Below are 18,298 nucleotides of genomic sequence, written 5' to 3'. Positions count from 1 at the left end.
TTAAAAAAGCCTGAAAATAGGCGCAATGATATTTTGTAAAAATACTAATACATATGGAATAACAACATTGAAAATAGGTTGAATTGTGTAATTGCTAAGCGGTGTAATAACAAGAATTAATAACGCAATTGATCCATACTTTTCATACTGTGTCATTTTCGCACGAATATTTGCTGGTGCTAAATCTTCCACAACGCGATACCCATCAAGTGGCGGGATTGGTAATAAGTTAAATACAAGTAAAACAATATTAAGCATAATAAAAATTTGGAAAAATTGATCCAGCGTATCTGCTACTGCAAGTGGCATCGCATCTAACACACCAAATGTTATTAAGCTATACCAAATAATTAAACCAATTGCACTTAAAATAAGATTACTTATCGGTCCCGCAATAGAAACTAATATTCCTGCAAGACGCGGTCTTTTAAAGTTATATGGGTTAACAGGCACGGGTCTTGCCCAACCGAATCCAAGAATTAATACAGCAATCATCCCGATAGGATCTAAATGAGCCATCGGTGATAACGTTAACCGTCCTTGTTTTTTCGCTGTATCGTCTCCAAATTTATATGCAACATACGCATGTGCAAATTCATGCACAGATAGCGCAATAATAATCGCCATTGCTACCAATGGAATTTGTTGCAACGGGTATCTAAATAACTGATCCATAACTCATCTCCTCTTCAATATGTCAAAAAAAGAAATTATTTGTTTTTCCGATTGTTCTTCTTCATAATCCGCTATAATAAGAGTGTAACTTACATAAAAGGAGCGATTGTACATGCCATACGTAACAGTGAAAATGCTAGAAGGACGCACAGAAGAACAAAAGAAAGCTCTTGCTGAGAAAGTAACCGCAGCAGTAAGCGAAACAACTGGTGCTCCTGAAGAAAACATCGTTGTTTTCATCGAAGAAATGTCTAAAAACCATTATGCAGTTGGCGGAAAACGCTTAAGCGACAAATAATTTCAAGTTTTTTCATAAGAAGCAGCTCTTAGCTGCTTCTTATTTCTTTCCTTCTAACAACTCGATAATTCTCTCTTTATATTTTCCTTTTCTTCCATCTTCATAGATTAAATCATGCGGATAGAATAATTTTTGATCCGTTCTCTTCTTACCCGTAATCGCCTCAACAATATCCGATTCACGCGAAAGCTCTCTAAGTTCCCCATTCGGCATAAGGAGTAAGATTGGAAGACGCTCTTCTTCTTCTCCTGCACGGTAAAAGTCATACGGTAAGTCTGATGTTGAATCAACAACTAAATAATACTCTGGATCTAGTCCAATCTTCTTAAATAAGCTACTTAATTCCATCCAATTATCTAAACCGTGCTTATCTGTAAACTCTACATATTTAAATAGATTTCGATTCATAAAACGACGGCATAAGTCACTTAAAATTGGATCTTCTTCCTCTTGCCATACTTGGAAGTAATAATACATTACGTTCTCGTCTAACTTTAAATAATCCTCTACTGTCACTTCTTCTTCAAACAAAGAATAGAAATGAACAGGATGATATTTAAACGCATAATACTTCTCATGCAATGATTTAGCTCGGTGTAAAATCTTCGTTAAAATAACTTCTGCACTACGTGTTACCGGATGAAAATATACTTGCCAATACATTTGATAACGGCTCATAATATAATGCTCTACAGCATGCATACCACTATTTTTAATGACAACTTGATTACCGTACGGGCGCATGACACGCAGTATACGTTCCATATCAAAATTCCCATACTTTACGCCAGTAAAATATGCATCTCTTAATAAATAATCCATACGATCAGCATCAATTTGGCTTGAAATCATACTAATCGCTAATTTATTAGTAGATGTTTTCGCAATTACATCTGCTACCTTTTGCGGAAACTCCTTATCAACACGGCTTAACACATCGTTAATTTCCGTACTGCCAACGATAATCTTTTGCGTAAATTTCTCATGATCTAACGAAAATACTTTTTCAAACGAGTGAGAAAACGGGCCGTGACCGACATCATGAAGTAATGCCGCACATAAACATAATAATCTATCTTCAGCATTCCAATTTGGTCTGCCATCAAACACATCATCAATCATACGACGAATAATTTCATATACACCTAACGAATGAGTAAAGCGACTATGCTCTGCACCGTGAAATGTAAAAAATGTCGTTCCAAGCTGCTTAATACGGCGCAAGCGTTGAAATTCTTTCGTTCCGATTAAATCCCAAATAACACGATCACGCACGTGCACATATTTATGTACTGGGTCTTTAAACACTTTTGTTTCGCTGAGTTTGTCGTTTAAATATACCACCTTCCGACATCCCCCTTTCTTTACTGCATTCTTACTATATATTATAAACGATATAGGAAACAGAAAGAAATGAAAGACTGTATTAATTCCTTGTATATAAAGAAAAATCACTTTTACCGAAGTAAAAGTGATTTTTCTTTATATATTATTTTCCTAAAACAAACTCAGCAACTTCGTCTAAGATCATTTCTTTACCTAGTGGGAAGTATCCTTTATTTAGGTCTTCATTGCTAATTGTAAATACGTGGTTGTTTTTAACAGCGTTCATGTTTTTCCAAATTGATTCTTCTTGGAATTCTTTTAAGCGCTGAGAACCATCACCCGTTGTAAATACGAATAAGTAATCTGGGTTGTAATCAATTAAAGCTTCTTTTTGTACTTGTACTAGCGGTTTATCAGTTGGTGTACCTTTAACTGCTGGTAATTTTAAGTCATTAAAGATTACGCTACCGTAACCGTAGTCACCGTATACGCGGAATGCGTTTGGATATGCAGCCATTTTCATGAATGTTGCATCACCAGTTTTAGCGATGATTTTGTCATGTAATTTGCTTGCTTTTTCATCATACTGTTTGAACCATTCTTTTGTTTCTTTCTCTTTACCTAAGATTTGACCTACTTCTTCGAATTTTGGACGCCATTGGTCTAATGGAGTCTTTAACATAACTGTTGGTGCAATTTTAGATAATTGATCATAAATTTTTTCTTGACGATTGTTTACAATAATTAAGTCTGGTTTTGCAGCAGCCACTGCTTCGATGTTAATTTTATCGCCCCAAGCAGAACCAACTGGTTTAACGTCTTTTAATTTATTTGCAATATGTGCATCAATTTTTTCTTGAGATGTATTAGCAGTAATAATTGGTTTCATACCAAAGATTAATAATTCTTCTGTTGAACCACTAAGGTCAGCAATTTTCTTTGGATTTGCAGGAATTTTAATTTCCCCTTTTGCGTGTTGTACAGTGCGCTCTTCAGTCTTCGCATCTGCTTTCTTTTCTTCTTCTTTGTTAGAACAAGCTGCAAATAGTACAGAAGTAACAACTAGTACCATTGCTAATAGTGCCATTTTAAAATTCTTCATATTCCGACTCCTTCTAGCTGTATTTCTCTTATAATTTGCATGTAACTATAAGAAACGAAAACAACATTTAATTAATATATTTTTATTAATTGTTGTTTATAACCCGTTCTAACGGGCGTTCAACTTCCCATCCGTGGGTAAGAAGCTCAACGTCCATTAGAACTCCCCCTCTCACCTCTTTAAGAGGGGGAAATTCTATTAATTATGCTTTTTTACGCAATTGATTATTAATCATCGCTAAATCGTATGTTAAACAAATTGGTTTACAGTTTACTGGACATGGAACGATTTGAGCTTCGATTTCAAATACGTCACGAAGCGTTTCACTTGTCATAACTTCATCTGGCGTTCCTTGTTTCATTAACTTCCCAGCTTTTAATGCAATCATATGATCAGAGAAACGAGAAGCATGATTTAAATCGTGAATAACCATAACAATCGTTCTGCCTTCTTCTTTGTTTAACTTCTTCAGTAAGTTTAATACCTCAAGTTGATGAGCCATATCTAAGTATGTTGTTGGTTCATCTAACACGAGTAAATCTGTTCCTTGTGCAAGAGCCATCGCAATCCATACACGTTGACGTTGACCACCTGATAAAGCTTCTGCTGGACGATTTGCAAATTCTGTCATCCCCGTCACTTCAAGTGCCCAATGAATGTAGCGATAATCCTCTTCTTTCAATGTTCCAAATCCTTTTTGATGAGGAAAACGTCCATATGAAACAAGTTCAAACACAGTAAGGCCTGTTGGCACTTCTGCAGTTTGTGGTAAAATCGCCATTTTCTTTGCGATTTCTTTCGTTGGCTGTTTCTCAATTGCTTTTCCATCAAGATAAACAGTACCTCGTTTTGCTTTCAAAATACGAGAAGCCGTTTTTAATAATGTGGATTTCCCACAACCATTTGGTCCAATAATCGTTGTAATTTGTCCTTCCGGAATTTCAACCGTTAATCCATCTATAATTAACCCTTCATTATACCCAACAGATACCGCATCAACTGCTAAAGTTGCCATACAAAAAGCCTCCCTTTATTTTGTCCTCATAAGTAAATATATGAAATATGGTGCGCCAATTACAGAAATAACAAGACCGACCGGTATTTCTGAAGTTGGTAACACACTTCTTGAAATTACATCTGCAAATAAAAGTAAAAACGTTCCTATTAATGCAGCCGTTGGTAACATAATTTGATGTTTACCACCAACGAGGCTTCTCGCTAAATGCGGAGCCATTAAACCGATAAAACCAATACCGCCCGCAACAGCGACAGATGCACCAGCTAAACAAACTGCAATAAATAATAATTTACGTCTTTCCTTTTCTACGTTTACACCAAGACCAACTGCTGTAGAGTCGCCTAAATTCATTACATTTAATATGTGCGCTTTACTAATGGCCAGTGGTAAGAAAATAACCATCCATGGGAGTACACTTAGTACGAACTTCCAATCTGTTCCCCATAAACTTCCTGCCAACCAAATCGTTGCAAAACGGAAGTCGTTCGATGTCATCTTCATAGAAAAAATTAAACTAACAGCACCAAATCCGGCTGCAACAGCGATACCAACAAGAATTAATCGAGTGGATGAAACACCGTCTTTCCATGCTAGTAAATAAATAATAACCGCTGCTAATATCGCACCAACTAGCGCGAAGAATGGAAGGATAAATACAGATAAAAATGTACCAGTTCCAACTTTTCCAAAGAAAAAGTAGACGAATACTACAACTGTTAATCCCGCTCCGGCGTTAATACCGATAATACCTGGATCAGCAAGTGGATTTCGTGACAGCCCTTGCAAAATTGCACCTGACATAGCTAATGCAGAACCGACTAATATAGCAATAACCATACGTGGCATACGAAATTCAAATAAAATAACAGATTGATCTTCTGCACCTAATCCAACCAATGACTTTAATACATCCATTGGAGGTATTTTAAATGTTCCTGTATTTAAGCTTACTAAAAATACAGCAACGATTAATCCTACTAAAATCGTTAAAATAGAAACGTTCTTTTTTGTTAAGACGCTCGTCCTCACATTTTTCCTCTCCCTTCGTTACGTGCTAAGTAGAGGAAGAATGGAACTCCAATTAGCGCTGTAATTGCTCCAATTGGCGTTTCAAATGGCGGATTAATAACGCGAGATAACATATCTGCACATTCAATTAACAATCCACCTAAGACCGCAGAACATGGAATAACCCATCTATAATCTGAGCCTACAAGGAAACGAGTCATATGTGGAATTACAAGACCAACAAATCCAACTGATCCTGCCATAGAAACCGCAGAACCCGTTAATACAAGAACAAGTACTGTTCCAATGAATTTAATTAATGTCGTATTTTGACCTAGCCCAATCGCGATCTCTTCACCAAAGCTTAAAATGGTAATATATCTCGACATCATAATTGCTATAATGAGACAAACAAGACCAATCGGTACTAACATATTAATACTTTGCCATTTCACTCCGGCAACGCCGCCTGCATTCCACATACTCACCTCTTGGGCAAGATTGAAGTACAATGCGATTCCAGATGAAATTGCTCCTAATAAAGCACTAATTGCAGCTCCAGCTAAAGCTAATTTCACAGGCGTTAATCCACCTGGTGAAGAAGTCCCAATACCATATACAATGCTCGCTCCAAACGCAGCTCCAATAAAAGATGCGATAACAAACATTAAATAAGGTGAATTAGGGAAGAATGCATACATAATTGCAATCCCGAATACAGCACCATCTGTAATCCCCATTAATGATGGTGATGCAAGTGGATTCCGTGTCATCCCTTGCATAATTGCTCCTGACACTGCTAAAAAGGCACCTGCAACTACGCCCCCTATTGCTCTAGGCATGCGAAGTTCTTGAATTACGTTATGATGCGTTATAGACCCATCAAACTGAAATACAGCTTGCCAAACGGTCTTTAAACTAATATCTGCAGCACCAAACGAAATAGAAACTGCCATGCTTAAAGCTAACAAAATTGTGCCTGCTATTAAAATAATAGAGGCAACGAGCGGTCTGCTCTTAATCTCTTTAACATTCACATCTTGCTGTTCTATACTCCTTGCGCTCGCTTCCATCCCTCAACCATCCTAACCAACAACATATATTTAATAAAATGAAATTTATTCTCAAATAGTAATAAAAAAATTAGATGAATCGATATTTTCTTGATAATGATTCTCATAATCAGACACTTTCTATTCTACCTACCACGTCAAAAGACTGTCAACCATTATTTTGAAATACGAATTCATACAAAACGCTATCTTATGGACATAAAAAAAGAAGAGTAATCTGTTCACTCTTCTTTTTCTTACTTATTTAACTTTGCTTCAATTTTTATAATTAATTCGTCTTCTGTTGGAGCCGCAACTGGACGATTATTTACAAACGCGAATGATTTTTTACGACCAGGGCCACAGTAAGACTGACATGCAACCTCGATCGTTGCACATGAATCTACTTTTTTTAACTTCGGAATCAACGTTTTAACGTTCGTTGCCTGACAATCATCACACACACGAAATTCGTTTCCCATTATATATAACACTTCCTCTATTTTAAACTTTTCACAAGTACATTTAAAAATAAACACTAAATGGTATTTTACCGCTCTTTGAAGCTTGTTGCAAGTCTCCGGGCGTAGCTCTATTCCTATATAAAGCTACCTATTTTTTATATTTTCTCCTTCAAAAGCTTTCATCATTCATAGCCACATTTCTTCTCTTCATTGAAATCTACCATATTTTTAAAAGCTTTGTATAAAAGCTCATTTTTTTGCCCATTATAAAAATAGGAAGTTCATAAAAAGAAAGGGAGTTGAATCTATGAAAGTAAGACAAGATGCTTGGACAGACGAGGACGATTTATTACTTGCCGAAACGGTGCTTCGCCATGTTCGAGAAGGAAGTACTCAATTAAATGCTTTTGAAGAAGTAGGAGATCAGTTAAATCGCACATCTGCTGCTTGTGGTTTCCGCTGGAATGCTGTTGTTCGCTATAGCTATGAACAAGCTCTTCAACTAGCAAAAAAACATCGTAAAGATAAAATGCGTGCTGCGGGCGGTGAACAGACAAAAAAACGTTTGCTTTACACACCACCAGCTTCAGCGGCGGCGATAACTGATTATGAAGAATACGTACCGTATGAAACAGCTGTTCAATATACAGAAGCTACTCCATATCAAGAGCCGACTGTCCCTGCTCCAAAAAGCTCAATAACAATGCAAGATGTTATTTACTTTTTACAAACAGTTGGATCTTCAAATATAAAAGTAACAGCTCTTGAAAACGAGAATACGAGATTGAAACAAGAAATTAAAACGCAAATTCTGCGAAATGAAGAGCTAGAAAAGAAACTAGAAAAATTAGAACAACAATCTCATACTGTACAAGAGGATTACGAAACGCTTATGAATATTATGAACCGTGCTCGTAAATTAGCAGTAATGGATGATGAGGAACGCTCGCAAACATCTTTCCGCATGGATCGAAACGGTAATTTAGAAAAAATTGCAGAATAAGAAGGATGCATGCAATGCATCCTTTTTATTCTTTCACCTCTAAACTTTCCCTTTATATATGGGAAAACCCCTTTCTACATTTTTTGCTATAATAGAGATTGTCATTTTAAAAATAAGGGGTTAGTTATATGAGCAATTCCCGTTCGATTTTATCTCAGCCAGAGTGGCGTATTGTGGATCAGTCTAGTTTAGGCCCAACATTTCATGCACTTCAGTCATTCGCAATGGATGACACGTTATGCACAAGTATCGGAAAAGGCCAATCCGCTGCAACAATGCGTTCTTGGGTTCATCACAATACAATTGTTCTTGGCATTCAAGATTCACGTCTACCACATTTAGAAGAAGGTATTTCCTTTTTAAAAGAAAACGACTTCAATGTTATCGTTCGTAATTCTGGTGGACTTGCTGTTGTACTTGATGAAGGTGTTTTAAACGTATCACTTTTATTCCAAGAAACAGAAAAGGGTATCGATATCGACCTTGGATACGATACGATGTGGCATTTAATTAAGGAAATGTTAAAAGATTACGATGTTACTATCGAGGCAAAAGAAATTGTTGGTTCTTATTGTCCTGGTAGCTACGATTTGAGCATTCGCGATCAAAAATTTGCTGGTATTTCTCAGCGTCGTATTCGCGGAGGCGTTGCTGTACAAATTTACTTATGTGCGACAGGAAGCGGATCTGAGCGTGCCGCACTCGTTCGTGATTTTTACAACGTAGCAATTCAAGGCGAAGAAACAAGATTTACGTATCCTGAAATTGTACCGAGTACGATGGCTTCACTATCTGAATTACTTGGCGAAACAATTACAGTGCGAGATTTAATGATGCGCCTTTTAAAAACGTTGCAACAATTCACTCCAAAGTTAACACCATCTCAGCTGACAGTAGATGAAGTTCCTTTATATGAGACGAATTTACAACGTATTATTGACCGTAATAATAAGGCACTTGGTTTAGAAAAATAGAAACCAAAAAGACCACCCTCATTTCAAAAGAAATAGGATGGTCTTTTTTCATATTAATTCGTTATAGAATTAAAGTGCTTGAGCTGCTGTAATTAAAGCTAACTTGTACACTTCTTCTTCGTTACATCCACGAGATAGATCATTTACAGGCATATTTAAACCTTGTAAGATTGGTCCTACTGCTTCGAAGTTACCTAAGCGTTGAGCGATTTTGTAGCCGATATTACCAGCTTCTAAGCTTGGGAATACGAATACGTTAGCATCACCTTTAATTGTAGAACCTGGAGCTTTCTTCTCAGCTACAGATGGTACGAATGCAGCATCGAATTGGAATTCTCCATCTAAAGTTAATTCAGGAGCCATTTCTTTTGCAATGCGAGTTGCTTCTACAACTTTTTCTGTTTCTGGAGATTTCGCAGAACCTTTTGTAGAGAAGCTTAACATAGCAACGCGTGGGTCAATGCCGAATAGTTCAGCAGTTTTCGCACTTTCGATACCAATTTCAGCTAAATCTTGGCTGTTTGGTGCAATGTTAATTGCGCAATCAGCGAATACATACTTCTCTTCTTCACGTACCATGATGAATACGCCTGAAGTTTTTGTAACGCCTGGTTTTGTTTTAATAATTTGAAGTGCTGGACGAACTGTATCAGCTGTAGAGTGAGCTGCACCACTTACTAAACCTTGTGCTTTGCCCATGTATACAAGCATTGTACCGAAGTAGTTTTCATCTTTAAGAATTTTACGAGCATCTTCTTCTGTTGCTTTACCTTTACGGCGTTCAACGAAAGATGCTACCATTGCATCCATTTCTTCGTATGTAGCTGGGTCATAAATATCAACGCCTGCTAATGTTAAATTCATGCTAGCAGCTTTTGCGCTAATTTCTTCTTTATTACCAACTAAAATTGGTTTTACTAACTCTTCTTTTGCTAAACGCTCTGCAGCGCCTAAAATTCTTTCATCAGTTCCTTCAGGAAGTACGATAGAAATGCCTTTTCCTTGAACTTGTTCTTTTACTGTTGTAAATAAGTTGCTCACGAATAAACCCTCCTACATATGTTAAAAAACTCTATCTTTAAGAATACTGCTTTTCCTCTATATTTTAAACTTATAGCTCCCAAAAAATAGATAAAATAAAAATGATTATATTTTCATAAAATTCAGCCTAGAAATAATGCCTACTTAAGCCTTATTTTCTCCCGTTTTCCAGTAAATATAAATGTGACAGTTTTATGCGCCGAAACTTTATGTAGATGTTTTTAATCCTATATATGCTATAGTTAACGTGTAAAATATCATTAACTGAGGTGAATAGAATGAGTGAAGCAACAACAACGTTAGATGGCTGGTATTGTTTACATGATTTACGTTCTATTGATTGGGCAGCATGGAAAACATTATCTAGTGACGAACGCGGACAAGCAGTGTCTGAATTTTTAAATGTCGTTGAAAAATGGAACGAAGTAGCTACTGCAAAAAAAGGCAGTCATGCAATGTATACAGTTGTTGGTCAAAAAGCAGATATTATGCTTATGATCTTACGTCCAACAATGGAAGAGTTAAATGAAATCGAAACAGAATTAAATAAAACAACATTAGCTGAATATTTAGTTCCTGCATATTCTTACGTATCTGTTGTTGAACTAAGCAACTATCTTCCAGCTGATGAAGACCCATACCAAAACCCACAAATCTTAGCTCGCTTATATCCTGAGTTACCGAAAGCAAATCACATTTGCTTCTATCCAATGGATAAGCGTCGCCAAGGTAATGATAACTGGTATATGCTTCCTATGGATGAACGTAAGAAACTTATGTACAGCCATAGCAAAATCGGTCGCCAGTACGCAGGTAAAGTGCGCCAAGTTATTTCAGGATCAGTTGGATTTGACGATTTTGAGTGGGGCGTAACATTATTTGCTGACGATGTTCTTCAATTTAAGAAACTTATATATGAAATGCGCTTCGATGAAGTAAGTGCTCGTTATGGTGAATTCGGAACATTTTTCGTTGGAAACATTTTACCAGACGAAAAGGTAGAGAAATTTTTACACATATAAATCGTAAAAAAGGAACGAATTTCGTTCCTTTTTTTATTACCCTCTATATTTCTCCTCAAAAAACTTCTTTTCTCTGCAAATTTGAACAAAAATCGACAAATTCTTTTCGATTTCCTTACAAAATTGTAACCTTTCTATATCCAAATTTATGCTAATAACGATGCGAAGGTGATAATGTATATGAAGAAAATCTTGTCTATTTTACTAATGTCTCTATTGTCATTTTCTTCCTTAGGAGTAACAACATCCCATGCGGAAGAAAAAATACATATAGAGGCAGCTGCTGCACTTCTATTTGATGCGGATACAGGAAAAATACTGCATGAACAAAATCCAGATGAATTGCTAGCTATCGCTAGTATGTCAAAATTAATTGTTATTTATGCCGTATTAGAAGCAATTAAAGAAGGAAAAATCACTTGGGATACGAAAGTAACTATTTCTGATTACGCTTATGAAGTTTCACGTAATAATGAATTCTCTAACGTGCCGTTCGAAAAAGGACGTCAATATACTGTAAGAGAATTATACCATTCTATCGTTATCTTCTCTGCAAATGGATCTAGTATTGCTTTAGCAGAATTACTTGCAGGCAGTGAAAAGAACTTCTTAAATCTCGCAAATGAACATGCGAAAAAACTAGGGTTAAAGAAATATAAATTTGTAAACGCTACGGGGTTAAATAACGCTGATTTAAAAGGAAAACATCCTGAAGGAACTGATCCGAATGGAGAAAACTCCATGTCAGCTCGCGATATGGGTATTCTTTCAAAAACAATTATTACAAAGTATCCAGAAATGCTAGAGGATACAAAACAAAGATTTAGAAACTTCCCAGATAATCATCCAAAACCAATTCGTATGGAAAATTGGAACTGGATGTTACCAGGTGCTGCTTTCTCTTATGAAGGAGCAGATGGTTTAAAAACAGGAAGCTCTGATACCGCTGGGTATGGTTTTACCATTACAGCAAAACGCGGTGATTTACGTCTTATTTCTGTTATTATTAAAACGAAATCAATGGACGAACGTTTCACAGAATCTCGCGCATTAATTGAGTATGGATTTAATAACTTCGAAAAACAGAAATTAAAAATAGATAAAAACAACAAAATTTCTGTAGTAAAAGGAAAAGAAGACTACGTAACAGTTGCACCAGAAAAAGAAGTGACAGTAGTTACTGCAAAAGGTAGCAAATCACCTTACAAAATTTCTACTGAAGCAGATAAATCACTTGCTGAAGATGGGCATTTAGTTGCTCCTATTAAGAAAGATGCAAAGGTAGGTTCAATCGTCTAAGAAACCATCTGATAAATATGGTTTCTTAGACGGAAATAAAAGTATAAAAGTTACTGCAAAAACGACTGCAGAAGTAGAAAAAGCAAATTGGTTCGTATTAACAATGCGTTCAATTGGCGATTTCTTCTCAAATTTATGGTCTAAAGTATTTTAATGATGAAAAGCTAGCTCACGCTAGCTTTTTTTATTTTCCCCTCTAGATGTAAAACTTCGTTTGGTTGTCATATCTGCGTCCTTTTTCTCATACGTATGAACTAGTAATTGTTCCACACTTCATCTAAGAAAAACCTCTTTCCAAAGGGTATTCCAAAAAGAGAGGTGACACATAATGGGTGTTATCGCACATACAGAAGAAGATGTAAAGTTATTAGCTAGACTCATGCGTGCTGAAGCTGAAGGAGAAGGACAACAAGGCATGCTAATGGTTGGAAATGTCGGTGTAAATCGTGTCCGCGGAAATTGTTTAGATTTTAAAAAAGTACGGAACTTACGTCAGATGGTTTATCAAAATCCTGGTGGTTTTGAAGCTACTCAAAAAGGGTATTTTTATCAACGAGCAAGAGAACAAGATATTGCCTTAGCCCGTCGAACAATTCAAGGGCAACGTTTTTGGCCTGCAAATTTCGCTTTATGGTTTTTTAGACCTGAAGGTCCTTGCCCACCAACTTGGTATAACCAGCAAAACTCTGGACGTTTTAAAAAGCACTGCTTCTTCCAACCATCCGGGGAGGATTGTCCAAGCGTATATTAAGGAATGAAAATGAGGAGGGATTTTTGAATGACACAGCAACAAAACCCGTACTACGGAACAGGTTTTTATCAACCATCTGGAACTTATGTGCAACCGCAACAAATGACCGCGCAGCAACAGCAACAACAGCAAGCGATGCAACAACAAGCTGCTCAGGCTCAACTTGCAGTTTCTCAAGGTATGTTACCACTAGAGCAATCTTATATTGAAAATATCCTTCGTTTAAACAAAGGTAAGCAGGCTACAGTTGTAATGACTTATGAACGTGGTAGCTCACTTGGCACACAATCTTATACAGGGATTATCGAGGCAGCCGGCCGTGATCATATCGTTATTAGTGAGCCGAAATCTGGAAAACGCTTTTTACTACTAATGATTTATTTAGATTATGTAGAATTCCCAGGAGAAATTGCGTATTTACCTGGTCAACAAGCAACTTATGCTCCAAGACCATAAAAAAAAGCTGGCAAATGCCAGCTTTTGTTTTTTATAACCCTTTTACAACTGCAGTTCCGACTAAAATCCACGCCACAATAAACGCTACACCACCAAGGGGTGTAATTGGGCCAAAGAATTTAATACCTGTTGTACTTAATGCATAAAGACTGCCTGAGAACATAATAATCCCAGCTACCATAAGCCAACCTGCAGTGTTTAAAAGTGATGATTGCATTTTGTCCATTAATAGAGCAACTACGAATAAGCCACCTGCATGAAACATTTGATATGTAACGCCCGTCTTCCACACTTCTAACATTTTTGCAGAAATTTTATTTTCTAAACCATGTGCTCCAAAAGCCCCTAATGCAACAGATAGCCCCGCTGCAATACAACCTAGTAAAAAGAAAATTTTCATCTTAATTCCCCTTTTTATTTTTATCATAAGCAATCTTCACATATAATCCAAACGATTTTACTTTTAAAAGTCAAATAAAGATTTACCGTTTGCATCCTTTTCTTTTATATATACTTTTTCTCCAGAAACCGGCATAACTGGTTGAACTGTCGTCATAGGCTGAGACCCGATTACTTGTGTTTGAACTTGTGGTTCTCTATACGTAGAAGGCTCCACTTGTTCATCCAATAATAAATCACATAAAGCACGTACAACTAATAAGTGTTCTTTTGATTGTTGTCCTTCACTACTTTTTGCCTTTGCAATTTCATTCGCCATTTTATTTAAAATCTTATCACTAGATACTTGCATTCCTTGTCACCTCTTACTTTGTAGTTCTTTCTCAAATTGCCCCAGTTTCTCCACTGAACCAAATACTATTATCATATCATGTTCTTGCAGTTTTTCCTGCCCCGTTGGATTATGGATAATATCCCCATCCCTTAAAATCGCCAAAATCGTTACATCAAATTGATTTCTCACATTACTCTCTATTAACGATTTACTGGCTAAGATAGAACCTTTTCCAACTTGAATCTCTTCAATTACAAATGATTGCTCTATTCCATACAACACTGTATCAATATAATGAACTGTCAACGGATTCGCAATACCTTTCGCTATATGAATTCCCGCCATACTAGATGGATTAACAACCTTATTTGCACCAGCGCGTCGTAATTTCTCTTCTGTTTCTGGCTTTTCAGCTCTTGCTAAAATTTTAATTGCATCGTTCAGTCCTCGTGCGGTTAACGTAATAAATACATTTTCAGCATCGTTTGCTACTATAGCCACTAGACCCGCTGCCTTCAAAATTCCAGCATTATGTAATACTTGGTCTTCAGTTGCATCTCCATGTACATATAAAAGTTTTTCCTGCTCCAATATACTTTCATCTTTATCCACAACTACAAATGGAATTTTCTTTTCCTGTAATTCATGTACAACTTGAAGCCCTACTCTACCGCAACCACATACTATAATATGATTTTGTAACTGTGCTATTTGTTTATCCATCTTCTTCCTCCGCACTGCATGAAATAAATTCCCCTCAATGATCATAGCTGCTACTACACCCATTGCATACGTAACGATACCGACGCCAACAGGTATAATAAGGAGCGCAAAAAATTTCCCTGCCTGTGTTACAGGCACTACATCACCATATCCAACCGTTAATACAGTAATCATCGTCATCCAAAATGCTTGAAACAGGCTAATCTCTTCAATTGTCATAAATCCTAGCGTTCCTAGAATTACAACAAAGGTCATACATATAACTGCTATCCATAATTGCTTACGTGCATTCATATTATGTTTCAACTCTTTTCTCTATCTACAATCTTTGCCAGAGGAAATGAAATACGTATATACTAGAAACGGAATCTATGAAAGAGGTTGATATAATGAAGCTATTTCTTTCTGCCTTACAATGGGCACTATTTATTTTAGCTGGAAGTCTTATTGTACCAATTAGTGTCGCAACTAGTTACGGCCTTGATGGCACTGAAGCTATCGCGTTTGTACAAAGAACATTATTTGTTCTCGGTTTTGCCGGCCTACTGCAAGCTATATTCGGTCATAAACTTCCTATTCAAGAAGGTCCCGCAGGCCTTTGGTGGGGAATTTTCTCCCTATATGCAAGTTTAGGCGTCGTATTATTTGGATCAAGCAATGAAACACTTAAGGTCCTTCAGTACGCTTTCCTACTAAGCGGAATTATTTGTATTATTCTTAGTGTTTTTGGACTTATCGATAAACTAGTTCGCTACTTTACACCGACAGTAATTGGAACGTATTTATTCCTTTTGGTCGCACAACTTAGTGGCTCCTTCTTAAAAGGCATGTTTGGCCTTGATGGACAACATACAGAAGTACAGCCAAAGGTATTTATTCTTTCACTCATTGTTATTTTACTATCTTTTTTCATTATGAAGCTATCTATTATTGGACAATATTCCGTTCTTTTCAGTATCGTCTGCGGCTGGATATTATTTGCGTGCTTCGGATTATCTAATCCAGTAACACCTGTGACAGATATAATTCGTCTTCCATCTCTGTTTGTTTTCGGAATGCCTCGCATTGAATGGAACATGGCAATTACGGTAGTTTTCGTCACACTACTACTTCTAACAAATATGTTAGCAAGTATTCGCGTTGTACAAAAGGTTGTTTCTAAGTATGAAGAAAATGCTCCAGATCGCTTCAAACAAGCTGGCATTATAACAGGAATAAATCAATTGCTAGGCGGTCTATTTTCAGCCATTGGCCCTGTTGCCATTTCTGGATCCGCAGGGTTTATTGCAACAACAAATATTTATAAGCGCCTTCCATTTATGTTAGGGTCAAGCTTTATCATTCTTGTTAGTATATTCCCAAAGATTACTTCATTCTTTGCAGCCATCCCCATTGCAGTTGGGTATGCTGCAATTTATCCTGTATTTGCAAGCATGATTGGTCTAGCTTTCCGCGAATATGACACTGTACAAAATAAAGAACAATTATTTAAAGTAGCAGGTCTTTCAATCTTTACAGGAGTCGGCGTTATGTTCGTTCCAGCAGGAGCGTTTTCTACGCTACCACCATTTTTAGCATCATTTTTAAGTAACGGTCTTGTCCTTGGATCTGTAATGGCTATCTTGCTGGAAATATTATTTTCTCGTTCGCACGAAAAACAACCATCGTAAATTGGAAAACTTCCATTATTGCACTCTATCTTTAGAGTTGTTACGATAATGATAAAGTGAAACTTTAATCAGTGGGGTTTTTGTTCATCCCCACTGATTATTAGCCCGCACCAATCGGGCATTTACGGGCAGTGGATCTCCCATCTAACTTCGTTGCTCCAGCTAAATTTTGAGTTGGGAGTCTTACTGTCCGCAAATAGCGGGATAAATTATCATGGGCAACACGCTCATGATAATTTATACTAACAATGCAGAACTTCTCCTAGTTTCATGCAAAGAAGTTCGATGTCTTACTATATATTCCCCACTATCTTCATAAAAATTTATTTCTATTTCAACAAAGAAAGGAATTTTCTATATGACTTATAAAATGATTGTCTTAGATTTAGATGATACTTTATTACGCGACGACCATACAATTTCACCTCGTACGAAAGAGGCTTTAATGACAGCACAAGAGCAAGGAGTTAAAGTTGTACTTGCTTCTGGGCGCCCAACGTTTGGTATGCGCAATGTTGCAAAAGAACTTCGTTTAGAGGAATACGGTAGCTTCATTCTATCTTTTAACGGCGCAAAAATTATTAACTGTAAAACAAATGAAGAAATCTTCAGTAGTACGCTATCTCCTGAAATCGTTCACAACCTATTTGAAATTAGTAAAACTGAAGACGTATGGATTCATACTTATATTGGCGATGATATCGTAACAGAAGAAAATAATCCTTATACTAAAATTGAGGGCGAAATTACTGGTATGCCAATTATTGAAGTAGATGATTTTAAAACTGCTGTTAAAGAGCCTGTAGTAAAAGTATTAATGAATAAAGAAGCTGAACGCCTTGTTGAAGTAGAAAAGAAACTACAAAAACAACTAGAAGGTCAATTAAGTGTTATGCGCTCTAAACCATTCTTCTTAGAATTTACTGAACATGGTGTTACGAAAGGAACGAGCTTAAACCAATTAATCCAAAAACTTGGTATTAAGCGCGAAGAAGTTATCGCAATGGGCGATAGCTATAACGATCAAGCGATGATTGAATTTGCTGGTCTTGGCGTTGCGATGGGCAATGCACCAGATGATATTAAAGAAATTGCAAACTATGTAACAGATACAAATATGAACGATGGCGTTGCTAAAGTTGTAGAGAAATTTGTACTAAAAAGCAAAGCGCTTGTTTAATATTTTCATTCATAAAACCTATTTGAAGTCAAACACTTCAAATAGGTTTTTATTTAAATTACAACGCTTTTGTGACTATATTTTGAACTTTGCACTATTCTCGTAGTGTAAACTTTCTTTTTGTATATAATGAAACAAAATAGACTATTTCATTTTGAAAAAGAATACAAATTTACTATATACAAGCATACATTAAAGGAGGCTACTTCATGTTATCTACACCAATCGGAAGATTAAGAGCAATCGGCTTAATTGAGGGGATTTCTTTCCTATTACTATTATTTGTAGCAATGCCATTAAAATATTTTGCAGGGTTTGCAACAGCTGTTAAAATTACAGGCATGGCTCATGGCGTTTTATTTATTCTATTCATCTTTGCGGTAATTCAAGTAACAATCGTACACCGTAAAACAATTTTATGGGCACTTGGTGCACTTGTTGCATCAGTTATCCCATTTGGTACTTTTGTACTAGATGCAAAACTAAAAAATGAACAGTAATAG

At 36.5% G+C, this 18,298-nt stretch carries 20 protein-coding genes and 1 pseudogene; 10 read left to right on the top strand and 11 right to left on the bottom strand.

The features are described 5' to 3' along the window. The gene (locus I6L50_RS05665; RefSeq protein WP_002016358.1) at window positions 1–675 is read right to left on the bottom strand and encodes a site-2 protease family protein; all 675 of its coding nucleotides are present in this window, start codon (window positions 673–675) and stop codon (window positions 1–3) included. Window positions 676–787: 112 nt separating this feature from the next. On the opposite strand from I6L50_RS05665, the gene I6L50_RS05660 reads away from it, so the two are divergent. Further along, window positions 788–973, top strand: a complete 186-nt coding sequence (locus tag I6L50_RS05660) for a 2-hydroxymuconate tautomerase (RefSeq protein WP_001147171.1) — start codon at window positions 788–790, stop codon at window positions 971–973. Between the two features lie 39 nt (window positions 974–1,012). On the opposite strand, the gene I6L50_RS05655 is transcribed toward I6L50_RS05660, so the two are convergent. The 6 genes from I6L50_RS05655 to I6L50_RS05630 form a co-directional block, all read right to left on the bottom strand. Then, a complete protein-coding gene (locus tag I6L50_RS05655) occupies window positions 1,013–2,317 on the bottom strand; it encodes an HD domain-containing protein (protein WP_219300790.1) in 1,305 nt (434 codons plus the stop codon). A 145-nt stretch (window positions 2,318–2,462) separates the two neighbouring features. Beyond that, window positions 2,463–3,401: an ABC transporter substrate-binding protein gene (locus I6L50_RS05650; RefSeq protein WP_113936167.1), complete on the bottom strand. Its 939-nt coding sequence runs from the start codon at window positions 3,399–3,401 to the stop codon at window positions 2,463–2,465. 202 nt (window positions 3,402–3,603) lie between these two features. After that, window positions 3,604–4,416, bottom strand: coding sequence for an ABC transporter ATP-binding protein (locus I6L50_RS05645; RefSeq protein ID WP_113936166.1), 813 nt, complete (start codon window positions 4,414–4,416; stop codon window positions 3,604–3,606). 15 nt (window positions 4,417–4,431) lie between these two features. Beyond that, a complete protein-coding gene (locus I6L50_RS05640; protein WP_002089808.1) occupies window positions 4,432–5,448 on the bottom strand; it encodes a FecCD family ABC transporter permease in 1,017 nt (338 codons plus the stop codon). Continuing rightward, a complete protein-coding gene (locus tag I6L50_RS05635) occupies window positions 5,445–6,500 on the bottom strand; it encodes a FecCD family ABC transporter permease (protein ID WP_002089809.1) in 1,056 nt (351 codons plus the stop codon). The genes I6L50_RS05640 and I6L50_RS05635 overlap by 4 nt, the downstream gene beginning before the upstream one ends. Window positions 6,501–6,736: 236 nt before the next feature. Continuing rightward, window positions 6,737–6,961 carry a YuzB family protein gene (locus tag I6L50_RS05630; protein WP_002089811.1) on the bottom strand — a complete coding sequence of 75 codons (225 nt, stop codon included), beginning with the start codon at window positions 6,959–6,961 and terminating at the stop codon, window positions 6,737–6,739. Between the two features lie 289 nt (window positions 6,962–7,250). Here I6L50_RS05630 and I6L50_RS05625 point away from each other — a divergent pair, with 289 nt between their 5' ends. Continuing rightward, window positions 7,251–7,946, top strand: coding sequence for an RsfA family transcriptional regulator (locus I6L50_RS05625; protein WP_002089813.1), 696 nt, complete (start codon window positions 7,251–7,253; stop codon window positions 7,944–7,946). 128 nt (window positions 7,947–8,074) lie between these two features. Further along, window positions 8,075–8,920 (top strand): octanoyl-[GcvH]:protein N-octanoyltransferase, encoded by an 846-nt coding sequence (lipL, locus tag I6L50_RS05620; protein ID WP_002089815.1) that lies wholly within the window; start codon window positions 8,075–8,077, stop codon window positions 8,918–8,920. 69 nt (window positions 8,921–8,989) lie between these two features. On the opposite strand, the gene pta is transcribed toward lipL, so the two are convergent. Then, window positions 8,990–9,961: a phosphate acetyltransferase gene (gene pta, locus I6L50_RS05615; RefSeq protein WP_219300788.1), complete on the bottom strand. Its 972-nt coding sequence runs from the start codon at window positions 9,959–9,961 to the stop codon at window positions 8,990–8,992. A 278-nt stretch (window positions 9,962–10,239) separates the two neighbouring features. On the opposite strand from pta, the gene hemQ reads away from it, so the two are divergent. The 4 genes and pseudogenes from hemQ (at window position 10,240) to gerQ (ending at window position 13,489) form a co-directional block, all read left to right on the top strand. After that, on the top strand, window positions 10,240–10,983 hold the full coding sequence (gene hemQ, locus I6L50_RS05610) for a hydrogen peroxide-dependent heme synthase (protein WP_002089820.1): 744 nt from the start codon (window positions 10,240–10,242) through the stop codon (window positions 10,981–10,983). A gap of 180 nt (window positions 10,984–11,163) precedes the next feature. Continuing rightward, window positions 11,164–12,436 (top strand): annotated as a pseudogene (locus I6L50_RS05605) (serine hydrolase). A gap of 174 nt (window positions 12,437–12,610) precedes the next feature. Beyond that, window positions 12,611–13,033: a cell wall hydrolase CwlJ gene (cwlJ, locus tag I6L50_RS05600; RefSeq protein WP_002089824.1), complete on the top strand. Its 423-nt coding sequence runs from the start codon at window positions 12,611–12,613 to the stop codon at window positions 13,031–13,033. A gap of 27 nt (window positions 13,034–13,060) precedes the next feature. Then, a complete protein-coding gene (gene gerQ / locus I6L50_RS05595; protein WP_002089825.1) occupies window positions 13,061–13,489 on the top strand; it encodes a spore coat protein GerQ in 429 nt (142 codons plus the stop codon). A gap of 31 nt (window positions 13,490–13,520) precedes the next feature. Here gerQ and I6L50_RS05590 read toward each other — a convergent pair whose 3' ends face one another. The 3 genes from I6L50_RS05590 to I6L50_RS05580 all read right to left on the bottom strand — a co-directional run bounded on the left by I6L50_RS05590 (window position 13,521) and on the right by I6L50_RS05580 (window position 15,239). Next, window positions 13,521–13,889 (bottom strand): DUF423 domain-containing protein, encoded by a 369-nt coding sequence (locus I6L50_RS05590; RefSeq protein WP_002089827.1) that lies wholly within the window; start codon window positions 13,887–13,889, stop codon window positions 13,521–13,523. A 63-nt stretch (window positions 13,890–13,952) separates the two neighbouring features. Continuing rightward, window positions 13,953–14,240 (bottom strand): YwdI family protein, encoded by a 288-nt coding sequence (locus I6L50_RS05585; protein ID WP_002089830.1) that lies wholly within the window; start codon window positions 14,238–14,240, stop codon window positions 13,953–13,955. A 6-nt stretch (window positions 14,241–14,246) separates the two neighbouring features. Next, a complete protein-coding gene (locus I6L50_RS05580; protein WP_219301289.1) occupies window positions 14,247–15,239 on the bottom strand; it encodes a potassium channel family protein in 993 nt (330 codons plus the stop codon). 95 nt (window positions 15,240–15,334) lie between these two features. Here I6L50_RS05580 and I6L50_RS05575 point away from each other — a divergent pair, with 95 nt between their 5' ends. The 3 genes from I6L50_RS05575 (at window position 15,335) to I6L50_RS05565 (ending at window position 18,295) form a co-directional block, all read left to right on the top strand. After that, window positions 15,335–16,615, top strand: coding sequence for a purine/pyrimidine permease (locus tag I6L50_RS05575; RefSeq protein ID WP_113936159.1), 1,281 nt, complete (start codon window positions 15,335–15,337; stop codon window positions 16,613–16,615). Window positions 16,616–16,973: 358 nt separating this feature from the next. Next, window positions 16,974–17,795 (top strand): Cof-type HAD-IIB family hydrolase, encoded by an 822-nt coding sequence (locus tag I6L50_RS05570; RefSeq protein ID WP_002068608.1) that lies wholly within the window; start codon window positions 16,974–16,976, stop codon window positions 17,793–17,795. Between the two features lie 209 nt (window positions 17,796–18,004). Continuing rightward, the gene (locus tag I6L50_RS05565) at window positions 18,005–18,295 is read left to right on the top strand and encodes a DUF3817 domain-containing protein (protein ID WP_002144657.1); all 291 of its coding nucleotides are present in this window, start codon (window positions 18,005–18,007) and stop codon (window positions 18,293–18,295) included. Window positions 18,296–18,298 lie beyond the last annotated feature (3 nt).

The sequence above is a fragment of the Bacillus sp. FDAARGOS_1420 genome (assembly GCF_019344915.1).
GTDB lineage: Bacteria > Bacillota > Bacilli > Bacillales > Bacillaceae_G > Bacillus_A > Bacillus_A mycoides.
Note: the sequence above shows the minus strand (reverse complement) of the source record. Positions and strands in the feature narration are given on the sequence as shown.